Origin of the sequence: Cupriavidus sp. YAF13 (assembly GCF_052113425.1) — a bacterium.
In the GTDB taxonomy this organism is placed as follows: domain Bacteria; phylum Pseudomonadota; class Gammaproteobacteria; order Burkholderiales; family Burkholderiaceae; genus Cupriavidus.
The window spans coordinates 67,347-79,522 of the sequence record NZ_JBFRDD010000002.1 but is presented as its reverse complement, the minus strand read 5'-3'; the positions used below and the strand labels follow the sequence as shown (position 1 = coordinate 79,522).

At 65.6% G+C, this 12,176-nt stretch carries 11 protein-coding genes and 1 tRNA gene; 3 read left to right on the top strand and 9 right to left on the bottom strand.

The window, feature by feature from the left end:
- Positions 1-99 precede the first annotated feature (99 nt).
- Positions 100-4,980: an NAD-glutamate dehydrogenase gene (locus AB4061_RS02395; protein ID WP_441630573.1), complete on the top strand. Its 4,881-nt coding sequence runs from the start codon at positions 100-102 to the stop codon at positions 4,978-4,980.
- Between the two features lie 63 nt (positions 4,981-5,043).
- Positions 5,044-5,634, top strand: a complete 591-nt coding sequence (locus AB4061_RS02390) for a DUF2939 domain-containing protein (protein ID WP_441630571.1) — start codon at positions 5,044-5,046, stop codon at positions 5,632-5,634.
- A gap of 50 nt (positions 5,635-5,684) precedes the next feature.
- Here the strand turns inward: AB4061_RS02390 and AB4061_RS02385 are convergent, their stop codons facing one another.
- From AB4061_RS02385 to AB4061_RS02365, 5 genes are all read right to left on the bottom strand, one after another.
- On the bottom strand, positions 5,685-5,939 hold the full coding sequence (locus AB4061_RS02385) for a hypothetical protein (protein WP_441630569.1): 255 nt from the start codon (positions 5,937-5,939) through the stop codon (positions 5,685-5,687).
- A 258-nt stretch (positions 5,940-6,197) separates the two neighbouring features.
- Positions 6,198-6,566 (bottom strand): hypothetical protein, encoded by a 369-nt coding sequence (locus AB4061_RS02380; protein ID WP_441630567.1) that lies wholly within the window; start codon positions 6,564-6,566, stop codon positions 6,198-6,200.
- 107 nt (positions 6,567-6,673) lie between these two features.
- Positions 6,674-6,925, bottom strand: a complete 252-nt coding sequence (locus AB4061_RS02375) for a hypothetical protein (protein WP_441630565.1) — start codon at positions 6,923-6,925, stop codon at positions 6,674-6,676.
- A gap of 75 nt (positions 6,926-7,000) precedes the next feature.
- Positions 7,001-7,243, bottom strand: coding sequence for a hypothetical protein (locus AB4061_RS02370; RefSeq protein ID WP_441630564.1), 243 nt, complete (start codon positions 7,241-7,243; stop codon positions 7,001-7,003).
- 20 nt (positions 7,244-7,263) lie between these two features.
- The gene (locus tag AB4061_RS02365) at positions 7,264-7,554 is read right to left on the bottom strand and encodes a hypothetical protein (RefSeq protein WP_441630562.1); all 291 of its coding nucleotides are present in this window, start codon (positions 7,552-7,554) and stop codon (positions 7,264-7,266) included.
- Between the two features lie 344 nt (positions 7,555-7,898).
- Here AB4061_RS02365 and AB4061_RS02360 point away from each other — a divergent pair, with 344 nt between their 5' ends.
- A complete protein-coding gene (locus AB4061_RS02360; RefSeq protein WP_441630560.1) occupies positions 7,899-8,327 on the top strand; it encodes a hypothetical protein in 429 nt (142 codons plus the stop codon).
- A gap of 162 nt (positions 8,328-8,489) precedes the next feature.
- Here AB4061_RS02360 and AB4061_RS02355 read toward each other — a convergent pair.
- From AB4061_RS02355 to pheT, 4 genes are all read right to left on the bottom strand, one after another.
- Positions 8,490-8,566: transfer RNA gene (locus AB4061_RS02355), tRNA-Pro, on the bottom strand.
- A 56-nt stretch (positions 8,567-8,622) separates the two neighbouring features.
- On the bottom strand, positions 8,623-9,054 hold the full coding sequence (locus AB4061_RS02350; RefSeq protein WP_441630558.1) for a MerR family transcriptional regulator: 432 nt from the start codon (positions 9,052-9,054) through the stop codon (positions 8,623-8,625).
- A 124-nt stretch (positions 9,055-9,178) separates the two neighbouring features.
- Positions 9,179-9,595 carry an integration host factor subunit alpha gene (locus AB4061_RS02345; protein ID WP_043345037.1) on the bottom strand — a complete coding sequence of 139 codons (417 nt, stop codon included), beginning with the start codon at positions 9,593-9,595 and terminating at the stop codon, positions 9,179-9,181.
- Between the two features lie 69 nt (positions 9,596-9,664).
- On the bottom strand, positions 9,665-12,112 hold the full coding sequence (gene pheT, locus AB4061_RS02340) for a phenylalanine--tRNA ligase subunit beta (protein ID WP_441630556.1): 2,448 nt from the start codon (positions 12,110-12,112) through the stop codon (positions 9,665-9,667).
- Positions 12,113-12,176: the final 64 nt, after the last annotated feature.

Below are 12,176 nucleotides of genomic sequence, written 5' to 3'. Positions count from 1 at the left end.
CATGCTGGAAGGACGCAGGCAACGCACGACGCGCGTCACGCAGTGCCTGTGCCTGTGCCGGCAACGGACTGCCAAAAACAGCCGTCTGGGGGAGACACCATGCTGGCGGAAAGCGAAGCGCGACAGGCCCAGTTGCTGGCCGACCTGATGCAGTTCGCCCAGGGCCGCCTGCCCGGCGACATGTTCGTCCAGGCCGAGCCATTCCTGCGGCACTACTACGACCTGGCCGACGCCGAAGACCTGCTCAAGCGGAACGTGGCCGATCTCTATGGCGCGGTCATGGCGCACTGGCAGACCGCCCAGCGCTTTGTCCCGGGCAATGCGCGGCTGCGCGTCTACAACCCCAACCTCGAGCAGCATGGCTGGCACTCCGACCACTCGGTGGTGGAGATCGTCAACGACGACATGCCGTTCCTGGTCGACTCCGTTACCATGGAGATCAACCGGCTGGGGCTGGCCCTGCATTCCGCGATCCACCCGGTCTTCCGGGTCTGGCGCAACACGGACGGCACCATCGCCAAGGTGGGCCTGGGTGGCGAGGGCGACACCACCACGAGCGAGCCCGCCGGCGGTCCCCGGCTCGAATCCTTCATCCATTTCGAAGTGGACCGCTGCGGCGACACCGCCACGCAGGAGGCCTTGCGCAACGGCATTGCCCGCGTGCTGGGCGACGTGCGCGCCGCGGTGCAAGACTGGCCGGCGATGACCGCCATCACCCGCGCCACCATCGACACGCTGGCGCAGCGCCCGGATGGCAACCAGCCGGATACACAGGAAGCCTGCGCCTTCCTGCAGTGGATGCTGGACGAGCATTTCACCTTCCTCGGCCAACGCGACTATGAACTGGTCACCCAGAACGACCGCTTCTACCTGCGCGGCGTGCCCGGCTCCGGCGCCGGCATCCTGAGCGAAAGCCTGCGCCCGCCCGAGGAGGACACACTGACCGAGCTGCCCGCGGCGGCCACCTCGGTCATCGAAGACAAGTCACCGATCTTCGTGACCAAAGCCAATTCGCGCTCCACCGTGCACCGGCCCGGCTACCTGGACTACATCGGTATCAAGCTGACGGACGCCAACGGCAAGCTCTTTGGCGAGCGGCGCTTCGTAGGCCTGTACACCTCCACGACCTACATGATGTCGTGCGAGGACATCCCGCTTTTGCGGCGCAAGTTCGCCAACATCCTGGCGCGCGCGGGCTTCCTGACCAAGGGTCATCTCTACAAATCGCTGGTGACCATCATCGAGCAATACCCGCGCGACGAACTGTTCCAGGCCGAGGAAGACGAACTGTTCCACATCACGCTGGGCATCTTGCGCCTGCAGGAGCATCAGCGCATCCGCCTGTTCGTGCGGCGCGACCGCTTCGACCGCTTCGTCTCCTGCCTGGTGTTCGTGCCGCGCGACAAGTACAACACGGATCTGCGCCAGCGCATCCAGAAGCTGCTGATGACCGCCTTTTGCGGCAACAGCTGCGAGTTCACGCCGCAACTCTCCGAGTCGCCGCTCGCGCGCATCCAGCTGATCGTGCGCGGCGAGCCTGGCACCATGCCCGAGATCAACCCGGACGAGCTGGAAGAGCGCATCGTACAAGCCGCCCGCCGCTGGCAGGACGACCTTGCCGCCGCCCTGCTCGACAGCACCGGCGAGGAGCAAGGCAACCGCCTGCTGCGCCGCTACGGCGACTCCTTCCCGGCAGGCTACCGCGAGGACTACCCGGCCCGCATCGCCGTGCGGGACATCGAGCTGATGGAGGCGGCACAGGCCACCGGCGGCATCGCCATGAACCTGTACCGGCCCATCGAAGCCGCGCCCGGCGCATTCCGCTTCAAGGTCTACCGCGCGCGCGCGCCGATCGCGCTGTCGCTCAGCCTGCCGATGCTGGAGCACCTTGGCGTGCGCGTGGACGAAGAGCGTCCCTACCTGATCGAGCCCAATGGCGCGGCGCCGGTGTGGGTCCATGATTTCGGACTGGAAATGGCCGATGGGGTCGCGGCCGGCATCGACCTTGGCGCCGATATCGCGCGCATCAAGGCGCTGTTCGAGGACGCCTTCGCGCGCGCCTGGAACGGCGAGATCGAGAACGACGACTTCAACCGCCTGGTGCTGCGTGCCGAGCTCGCCGCGCGCGACGTGACCATCCTGCGCGCCTATGCCCGCTACCTCCGCCAGGTCGGGTCGACCTTCAGCGATGCGTATATCGAGCGTGCGCTGACCGGCAACCCGGCTATCGCCTCGCGCTTCGTGGAACTGTTCGTCGCACGCTTCGACCCCGCCACGCAAGCCGCCCGCGCCGCGCGCTGCGAGCGCCTGCAGCAAGCCATCGGCACAGAACTGGACCAGGTGCCCAACCTCGACGAAGACCGCATCCTGCGCCTGTTCCTGGGCGTGATCAACGCCACGGTGCGCACCAACTATTTCCGCCACGACCCCGACGGCGGGCCGCGCCCTTACCTGTCGTTCAAGTTCAACCCCGCGCTGGTGCCCGGCCTGCCCGAGCCGCGCCCGATGTTCGAGATCTGGGTCTACTCCCCGCGCGTCGAAGGCGTGCACCTGCGCGGCGGCCCGGTGGCGCGCGGCGGCCTGCGCTGGTCCGACCGGCGCGAGGATTTCCGCACCGAGGTGCTGGGGCTGATGAAGGCCCAGATGGTGAAGAACACGGTGATCGTGCCGGTGGGCAGCAAGGGCGGGTTCGTGGTCAAGCGCCCGCCGCCAGCGAACGACCGCGACGCCTTCCTGCAAGAAGGCATTGCCTGCTACCAGACCTTCCTGCGCGGCCTGCTCGACGTTACCGACAACCGCGTCGCCGGCACCTTGGTGCCGCCGCCGGAAGTGGTGCGTGAAGATGGCGATGACCCCTATCTGGTGGTCGCCGCCGACAAGGGCACGGCCAGCTTCTCCGACTACGCCAACGCAATCTCCGCGGAGTACGGCTTCTGGCTCAGCGACGCGTTTGCCTCGGGCGGCTCGGTCGGCTATGACCACAAGAAGATGGCCATCACGGCGCGCGGCGCCTGGGAATCGGTCAAGCGCCATTTCCGCGAGATGGGCGTCGACATCCAGTCCACGGACTTCACCGTCGCCGGCATCGGCGACATGTCGGGCGACGTGTTCGGCAACGGCATGCTGCTGTCGCCCCATATCAAGCTGGTGGCCGCGTTCGACCATCGCCATATCTTCCTCGACCCCAACCCTGACCCCGCCGCCAGCTTGCGCGAGCGCCAGCGCATGTTCGAGTTGCCGCGCTCGAGCTGGGCGGACTACGACATGAGCCTGGTCTCCGCCGGCGGCGGGCTGTTTCCGCGCACCGCCAAGACCATCGCGATCACGCCGGAGGTGCAGGCGAGGCTTGGCATCAGCGCAACCGTGCTCTCGCCCGCCGAACTGGTCCACGCGATCCTGTTGGCGCAGGTCGACCTGCTCTATAACGGCGGCATCGGCACCTATGTCAAATCCAGCCGCGAGAGCCATCTGCAAGTGGGCGATCGCGCCAACGACGCGGTGCGCGTCAACGGCGCCGAGCTGCGCTGCAAGGTGGTGGGCGAAGGCGGCAACCTTGGCTTCACGCAGCTTGGCCGCATCGAGTTCGCGCTCAATGGCGGGCGCATCAACACCGATGCGATCGACAACTCTGCCGGCGTCGATTGCTCCGACCATGAGGTCAATATCAAGATCCTCCTGGGGCTGGTGGTGGCGGACGGCGAGATGACCGAGAAGCAACGCAACAAGCTGCTCGCGGAAATGACTGAGGAAGTCGGCTTGCTGGTGCTCGAGGACAACTACTACCAAAGCCAGGCACTGTCGGTTGCCGGGCGCACCGCTGCGGCGCTGCTCGACGCGGAGGGCCGGCTGATCCGGTGGCTGGAGCGCGCAGGCCGCCTCAAGCGCGCGCTGGAATTCCTCCCGACCGAGGACGAACTGGGTGAGCGCAAGGCCGCCGGACTGGGCCTCACCTCGCCCGAGCGCGCGGTGCTGCTGGCCTACAGCAAGATGTGGCTGTACGACGAGCTGCTCACGTCCGCGCTGCCAGAGGACCCGCTGGTGGCCGGCCTCCTGCCCGCCTATTTCCCGCAGCCGCTGCGCGAGCGGCACGCCGACACCATGCTGCGCCATCCCTTGCGCCGGGAGATCCTGGCCACGCACCTCACCAACACGCTGGTCAACCGCATCGGCGCGACCTTTGTCCACCGCATGCAGGAAGAAACCGACGCGCGGCCCGCGGACATCGTACGCGCCTGCCTGATTGCGCGCGACGTGTTCGGCCTGGACCCGCTCTGGCTGCGCATCGACGCGCTGGACAACCAGGTCGGCGATGACGTGCAGGCGCGCATGTTCGCCGCCGTGGGACGGCTGCTGGAACACGCCAGCCTGTGGTTCCTGCGGCATCCGCACGCGGGCGGCCCCGCCGATGGCGACAGCGCGCGCTACGCCGAAGCCGCGGCCTGGCTCACACCCCAGCTACCCGCACTGCTGGCCGGGCCGGAGGCCGCCGCGCTGGCGCAATGGCGGCAGGACCTGAGCCAGTCCGGCGTGGATGATGAACTGGCCCTGCGCGTAGCCGCGGGAGAGATCTCCGCGGCGGCACTGGATATCGCCGAGGTGGCGGCGGCCACGCAGCGCAGCCTGGCGCTGGTAGCGGGCGTCTATTTCGCGCTCGATACGGAGTTCAGTTTTGGCTGGCTGCGCGAACGCGCCCTGGCTTTGCCAGCCGACAGCCATTGGGACCTGCTGGCACGCACCACGACGCTCGAAGACCTCGGCCGCCTCAAGCGCGCGCTCACGGTCAGCGTGCTGGCGCAGCCACAGGCACTGGATACGCCAGCACAGCTGATCGAGGCATGGCGCGGCGGGCGCCAGGCGCAGATCGAGCGTTTCTCGCGCATGCTGGCGGATCAGCGCGCATCGGGCGCGGCCGGCTTGTCGATGCTGTCGGTGGCGGTACGGGAAATCGGCTTGCTGGAACGCAGCCAGCAAGCCGGGTAGACGCGGGCGCGACCGATTGGCGACAATGGGGGCCTTAGCCAGCGCGCTTGCACCGGATCTCCGATGAACAAACCCGTCAAAGCCGCGATTGCCGCGGCGATCGTCGTCGCTGCCACCAGCTACGCCAGCCCCTACTGGGCGCTCTACCAGATGCGCTCTGCCATCGAAACGCGCGATGCCGACAAGTTCTCCCGCTATGTCGACTATCCGGCCCTGCGCGAGAGCCTGAAGGCGCAGCTGACGTTGTCCCTGCAGCAAAAGCTCGGCACGTCCGCCTTGCAGAACATGCCCTTTGCCGGCATCGGGCAGGCCATCGGCCAGGCGGTCATCAACACCATGATCGACGCCATGGTGTCGCCCGCCGGCGTCATGGCGCTCATGGCCGGCGAGAAGCCCGCCACGGCGCCGCAGCCAGCCCCCCCCGCGCGCCCTGCCCCCGCACCTGCGGAAAACAAGGGCGAACCAGCGGGGTCCGCCAAGGAGGAAGCCGCCAAGGACGCGCTCAAGTACAGTTTGTCCTATCGGGCGCTGAACACCGTGGAAGCCTCGGCCACCAAGGACAATGGCGACCGCATTCTCATTGGCCTGACGCGCCAAGGCATATGGACGTGGAAATGGAGCAGCGTCGTGCTGCCGGAGCTTTCCAAGCCATAGGCCATATTTGGCCTAAGGCCCCTTTTGGACCTTAGGCTTTGAGCCGGGACTCACCGGCCCCATTTCGCCTCGAGCAGCACCGCCGCCTTGATGGCGTCGATGGTCTCCTCTTCGGTCTTGAAATCGCCCAGCAGCCGCTTGGACTTGCCGCTGAGCACTGCCGCCTGGAGCGCCTTGCCGGATGCCTCCGACGTACCCGGACTCCAGCAATAGCGCGCCGTCCATGAGCCATCCTGCAAACGCTCGGCCACCCAGATGACGCGGAAATCCTCGAACACTACCCCGAAAGGCTCGTCTTCGTTCATTGCAACCTCCACAACACGCGATCGCTCCCCTCGAACACCACGGCCGTGCGCGCGTGCCGTGTCAGCATCATCGCCCGGCCGGGATCGGCATCTGGCCGGGTGATACGTCGCCGTCGGGGCGGCGATCTGGTTGATCAGGGCTAGCGGCCATGCTCTGCCATCACCCTGTTTTCGCGAGATGCTAGCACGCGGCCTCGCCGCTGTGTCCTCCATGGCGCACGCAGCGCGCCAGGCGCACGGCCACTCAGATCGTGGCCTCTAGTCGGTGGGGATCTCGTGGCTGCCGTGTGCCAGAAGACTCCCAGGGCTGCCGCCGAGCATGCGTGGCCTGCGCGGCTGCAACTCCAGGCCCAGGCGGATGAGCAGCTCGAACGCATCCGCCAGCAGATGCTGCTGGCGCGGCAACAAGCTGGCATAGGGCATGTCGTAGATGGACTGGTGCGAGCCACGCGCGCCTTTGAGGCCACGATCGCGGGCCATGTCGGACAATAGCGCGGCAAAGCCGTTCAGGTCCTCGGCGGCCAGAGCGGTGTTGAGCACCGCGGCCAGCACATGGGGCGGTGACGAACCCCACCCCATGGCATCGGCATTTGCGGCGGATTCTTCGGAAGCATCGAATGAGTTCATACCCGGATTAACGACAGCGATCCCGCGCCATGTAGGCTGGCCGACGAAACTTCTGCCCGAGCCAATGCATGGCCAGGAAGGCCAGGCAGGCCACCAGGATCAATCAGTCAGCTTGCGGCATAGGCAACATGGTCCACCGTCGCATCGATCAGCCGGCAAGCGCGTGCCTGCGCCCGGTCAGCGACTTCCATGAGTTCGCCCTGCTCATGCCCCACCCACGACTGCAGCGGTGACGGATTGCGCACCGCGCCTTTGGCCTCCTGGACGATCGAAGCACTCACCAGGCATCCGCGCTCATGTTGCTGTACCGAGATCAATATCACGTAGCCCCGGTAATGCTGTGTTCTGGATTCATTCATTGCGTCTCCCTTTGCCGGCCATCGTAGCATGCCGCAGCGCAACGTCCGGCCAGCCGGGGCCAGGGGCTGCCGGGCCTAGGTCCGGTCCTGCGGGCGATCCTGTGGGCGGCGCCCCATGCGCCAGACATTGGGCGGCTCGCCGTGGGCGGCATTCTGGAACATCCAGGCGCCGCAGGCCGTGCAGCGCCAAGGCCGGTCCACCCAGCGCGAGTTGATGTCCATGCCGAGTGCGCCCGCACCCGATGCGGCCAGGTTCTCATGCGGCTCCACCGTGGTCGGCGCACCAACGAGAAGATGGCAGAGATCGCAAGCGTGCATGCCTTACTCCAACGAAACGCTCACTCCAGCGAGGGCGGAGTGGCAAAGGGATCGGCGCTCTGCTGGCCCGGCACCTCGGCCAGGTCGAACTCGTCACGCGCCTTGTCCACCACGGCCCGGATACTCCTCTCATAACCCGCGGCATTGCCGAAGGCCTTCATATCCCAGTTGCGCCCGCGCGCATCGCGCGCATGCGCTTGCGGTGCCGGCACCCGGATCTTCGCGCCGTCCTCCACAATGTCATCAATGCGCTGGATGCGCCGGCTCACCTCGTCCTGCAAGGCCCTGGCAGCACGTTCGCGTTTAGCCATCCCCTACTCCTATCCTATGCGTTGCACGCGGTAAACGGCATCCGGCCAAACCAGTGCCCCGGAACCCTGCGCACAGCAAACGTCTGCCTGAAAGGACATGCACACCGCACGGTCGATGGCTTGATTGTAGAGTCCGCCGCCCCTTCGCGACAAACCTGATTGACCTGATTGATCGGCAAAGGGCTTCGCTAGCCCACCACGTCATTGGTCACCGCGACCGCAACGGGCGGGTATGGCTTGGACGCCGCTAACACCGCTACGCTAGCACAGGCCATGGATGGCCTAGCCGGACGCCGATAGCACCGCTATACTGTATATCCATACAGTATTTTCTGAGTGAAGCTATGTTCACCTGCGATCCTGGCGTCATCTATCTCTACACCCACAACACCGGCTGCACCCACGACCCCCACGGCACGGCCATCGCGTGCCAGACCCTGACCGTGGACGACCCGCTGCTCACGGCGGATACCTGGAATCCGGAAGCCGAGGCCGCCGCGCAGGCCGCCGGTGCAACGCTCTATCTGATGGGCATCGACACCGCCGCACTCAAGGCCCTGCCTCGTCCTATCGACAGCCTGGTGATCGAGCACGATGGGGCGCGGCTGCGCTTCGCGCTCGCGGAAGGCATCGACCTTCTCGATGCGAGATCGCTACGCGTGCGCACACGGGGCGAGCGCCACTATGCCACTCGCGAAGAGCCGGCCGATCCGTATTGGGCCACATGGGGCAAGGCGACTTCATCGGCCTGGCATGACTCGCCGGCGAGCTAATACAGGGAGACTGCGTGGCAGCGATGACAGCGTCGATCCGAAGAGATTCAGGCGAATTCGACGATGCTTGTTGTCACGTGATTTTGCCGGGCTAAATGCTGGCGTTTTGAACAGACAACAAAAAACCCGCACAACAAATGCTGTGCGGGTTTTTCTTAATACTGGTCGGGGCGAGAGGATTTGAACCTCCGACCACCTGCACCCCATGCAGGTACGCTACCAGGCTGCGCTACGCCCCGAAAGAAAAAGATTATATCAGAAGCTTTTTAAAAATGGCTAGTCGTTAGTGCACTTTTTATTCGTGCTTCGCGATCTGTTGAAGCTGCGCGAGCAGGTGCTGCACTTCCACCAGTTCGTTGCGCAGGCTGTTGAGGTCGAGCGAAAAAACCGGCGCTTCACCGGCGGCTTGCGCCGCCAGCGCTTGTTCGTCCTCGGTGGCGGCATGGCTGTGCTGCCGCCCTTCGTCGAGGCGATTGCGGGCACCGTTGATCGTGAAGCCCTGCTCGTACAGCAGGTCGCGGATGCGCCGGATCAGCAGGACTTCATGATGCTGGTAGTAGCGCCGGTTGCCGCGTCGCTTGACGGGCTTGAGCTGCGTGAACTCCTGCTCCCAGTAGCGCAGCACATGCGGCTTGACGGCGCAAAGCTCGCTGACTTCCCCAATGGTGAAGTAGCGTTTGGCGGGAATCGGCGGCAACAAGATGCGTTCGCTGGATCTTTCCGACATACGGTGAATAGGCGGGCTTCAGGCCGTGCCGGGAGAAGTTGTGGTGTTCGCGCGGGCTAGCGCGCGAACAAGGGTGATAGACGGATTCAGCAGGATAACGAGTCGTCGCGCTGCTGGCAAACGATCAGCCGGGCACCGCTACCAGGCCGGCACGCTCTTCCACCAGGCCCTTGAGCTTCTGGCTGGCATGGAAAGTCACCACACGTCGTGCCGTGATAGGAATGATCTCGCCCGTCTTGGGATTGCGGCCGGGACGTTGCGGCTTGTCGCGCAGCTGGAAATTGCCGAAGCCGGAGAGCTTGACGCTGTCGCCTTGTTCCAGCGCTTCGCGAATCACGTCGAAGAAAGCTTCGACCATGTCCTTGGACTCGCGCTTGTTGAGACCGACCTGGTCGAACAGCATTTCAGCAAGCTCGGCCTTCGTGAGGGTCGGCACTTCAGCGACGCGAGCGTCGGACGTATCGTCGTCGAGCGAGGCTGCCTGGCGGTCGCCTGCTTCACCCATTGCAGAGGCCATGAGATACGCGTGTCGATCGTTCATTGTCATTCAGTGTGGCGATCCGCCCGGATGCGGAAGTCCGGGCGCTCCATTGTCATGTCAGCTGGTGGATCAGCCGCGCATCCGCGCCTGGAATGCAGCGCTGGCGGCTTCGACCATGCAACGCACCGCGCTGTCGACGGTTTCGTCCTGGAGGGTCGCCCCAGTATCTTGCAAGGTCAAGCGGAACGCAAGGCTTTTCTCGTCCGCGCCAATGGCCGCCGAAGCTGCCTTCGGGCGGAACTCGTCGAACAGCACCAGGCTCTGGCAATAGCGTGCGGAGCCCTGTTTTTCCAGGGCTTCGCGCATGGCGTCGAGCAGGTCCTGCACGCGCACCGACTGCTTTACCACCAGTGCCAGGTCACGTACGGCGGCCGGGAACTTGGAGATTTCGGTGTAGCCCGGCAGGCCCGCTTCACGCAGTGCCAGCAGGTCCAGTTCGAACACGACCGGCGCTTGCGTCAGTTCGTACTCCTGCAGCCAGCGCGGATGCAGTTCGCCGATCACGCCAGCCACCTTGCCGTCGATCACCACTTGCGCGGCGCGGCCCGGATGCAGCGCGGGATGCGATACCGGCTCGAAGCGCGCGACGCGCGGGAACAGCAAGGCCTCGACATCGCCCTTGACGTCGAAGAAGTCCACCGGGCGGGTGGCGATGCCCCACTGCTCCTCGAAGGCCGGGCCGTAGGCAATGCCGCCTGCAACCATCGGCTGGCGATAGCCGGCCACGGTCAGGCCGCCATCGGCGACCGTTTCATCGCGATGGAACACGCGGCCCACTTCGAACATCCGCACGCGCGATGCCTTGCGGTTGAGGTTGTAGCGCACCTTGTCGAGCAGGCCACCGATCAGCGTGGAACGCATCACCGCCAGCTGGCTGGCGATCGGGTTCAGCAGGCGGATCGGGTTGTCGTTGCCGGCGAAATCGCGCTCCCACTTTTCTTCGACGAAGGCGAAGTTGATCACCTCCTGGTAGTCGCGCGCGGCAATCGCGTGGCGCACAGCGTGAGTGGAGCGGCGCGCTTCGTCGGTCGGGCGCATCTCGCTTTCGGCGATCGGCGGACGTGCCGGGATGCGCTCGAAGCCATAGATGCGGGCCACTTCCTCGATCAGGTCTTCCTCGATCTCGATATCGAAGCGATAGCTCGGCGGAGTAACCACGAACACTTCGCCGTCCGCGCCTTGCTCGCGGGTAAACGGCAGCTGCAGGCGCTGGAAGACGTCGGCGATGACCGCAGGCGACAGCTCGATGCCAAGCACGCGCTCGGCGCGCGCCACGCGCAGGCACACCGGCTTGCGCTGCGGCAGGTTGACGATGAGGTCGTCGACCGGGCCTGCCTGGCCACCGCAGATCTCGAGGATCAGCGCGCTGATGCGCTCGATATGCTCAACCGTGGTGGCGTAGTCCACGCCACGCTCGAAGCGATGCCCGGCATCGGTCGAGAAGTTGAAGCGGCGCGAGCGGCCCTGGATGGCTTGCGGCCACCAGAAGGCGGCTTCGAGGTAGATGTTGGTGGTGTCGAGCGTCACGGCGGTGCTGTCGCCGCCCATGATGCCGGCCAGGCTCTCGATCTCCTTGTCGTCGGCGATCACGCCGACCTGCTCGTCGAGCTCCACGGTATTGCCGTTGAGCAGCTTGAGCTGTTCGCCCTTGCGGCCCCAGCGCACATCCAGCCCGCCGTGGATCTTGTCCAGGTCGAAGACGTGCGAGGGACGGCCGAGCTCGAGCATCACGTAGTTGGAGATGTCGACCAGTGCGGAGATGCTGCGCTGCCCTGCCCGCTCCAGGCGCTGCACCATCCATGCCGGCGTGGCCGCGCGCGCGTTCACGCCGCGGATCACACGGCCCGAGAAGCGGCCGCACAGGTCGGGGGCCGAAATCTTCACTGGCAGCTTGTCGGCCAGCGTCACGGCAACCGGCTTCATCTCCGGCAGATGCAGCGCGGCACCGGTCAGCGCGGCGACTTCGCGCGCCACGCCGTGGATCGACAGGCAGTCGGCCTTGTTGGGGGTGAGCTTGATGACGAAGACCTGGTCATCCAGGTCCAGGTACTCGCGAATGTCCATGCCGATCCTGGCATCTTCGGGCAGGAGCATCAGGCCGCCGTGGTCCTCCGACAGCTTGAGCTCGCGCGCCGAGCAGAGCATGCCGAAGCTGTCCACACCGCGCAGCTTGCCCACCTTGATCTCGAACGGCTTGCCGCCCGCCTCGGACGGCGGCAGCACCGCGCCGACCAGCGCGCAAGGCACCAGCACGCCGGGCGCCACATTGGGCGCGCCGCAAACGATCTGCAGGGTCTCGCCGGTGCCGGCATCGACCTGGCAAACGTTGAGACGGTCGGCGTTGGGATGGCGCTCGGTGGAAAGCACGCGCGCCACCACCACCTTGTTGAAAGGCGGCGCGACCGGGCCGACCTCTTCCACTTCCAGCCCGGCCATGGTCAGGCTGTGCGAGAGCGCATCGGTGGAAATCTTGTCGGGATTGACGAAACTGCGAAGCCAGGATTCCGAGAATTGCATGGCGCTTCTGATCCGGTAAGTATTCTGTTCTGTGGTGTCGGTGACGATATGCTCTGGCGCGGAT

Excerpts from the sequence above, each read along its gene's own strand:
- pheT (WP_441630556.1), bottom strand. The coding sequence starts at position 12,112 with ATGCAATTCTCGGAATCCTGGCTTCGCAGTTTCGTCAATCCCGACAAG.
- AB4061_RS02365 (WP_441630562.1), bottom strand. The coding sequence starts at position 7,554 with ATGGCTAAACGCGAACGTGCTGCCAGGGCCTTGCAGGACGAGGTGAGC.
- AB4061_RS02370 (WP_441630564.1), bottom strand. The coding sequence starts at position 7,243 with ATGCACGCTTGCGATCTCTGCCATCTTCTCGTTGGTGCGCCGACCACG.
- AB4061_RS02350 (WP_441630558.1), bottom strand. The coding sequence starts at position 9,054 with ATGTCGGAAAGATCCAGCGAACGCATCTTGTTGCCGCCGATTCCCGCC.
- AB4061_RS02380 (WP_441630567.1), bottom strand. The coding sequence starts at position 6,566 with ATGAACTCATTCGATGCTTCCGAAGAATCCGCCGCAAATGCCGATGCC.
- AB4061_RS02345 (WP_043345037.1), bottom strand. The coding sequence starts at position 9,595 with ATGAACGATCGACACGCGTATCTCATGGCCTCTGCAATGGGTGAAGCA.
- AB4061_RS02395 (WP_441630573.1), top strand. The coding sequence starts at position 100 with ATGCTGGCGGAAAGCGAAGCGCGACAGGCCCAGTTGCTGGCCGACCTG.
- AB4061_RS02390 (WP_441630571.1), top strand. The coding sequence starts at position 5,044 with ATGAACAAACCCGTCAAAGCCGCGATTGCCGCGGCGATCGTCGTCGCT.
- AB4061_RS02385 (WP_441630569.1), bottom strand. The coding sequence starts at position 5,939 with ATGAACGAAGACGAGCCTTTCGGGGTAGTGTTCGAGGATTTCCGCGTC.
- AB4061_RS02360 (WP_441630560.1), top strand. The coding sequence starts at position 7,899 with ATGTTCACCTGCGATCCTGGCGTCATCTATCTCTACACCCACAACACC.
- AB4061_RS02375 (WP_441630565.1), bottom strand. The coding sequence starts at position 6,925 with ATGAATGAATCCAGAACACAGCATTACCGGGGCTACGTGATATTGATC.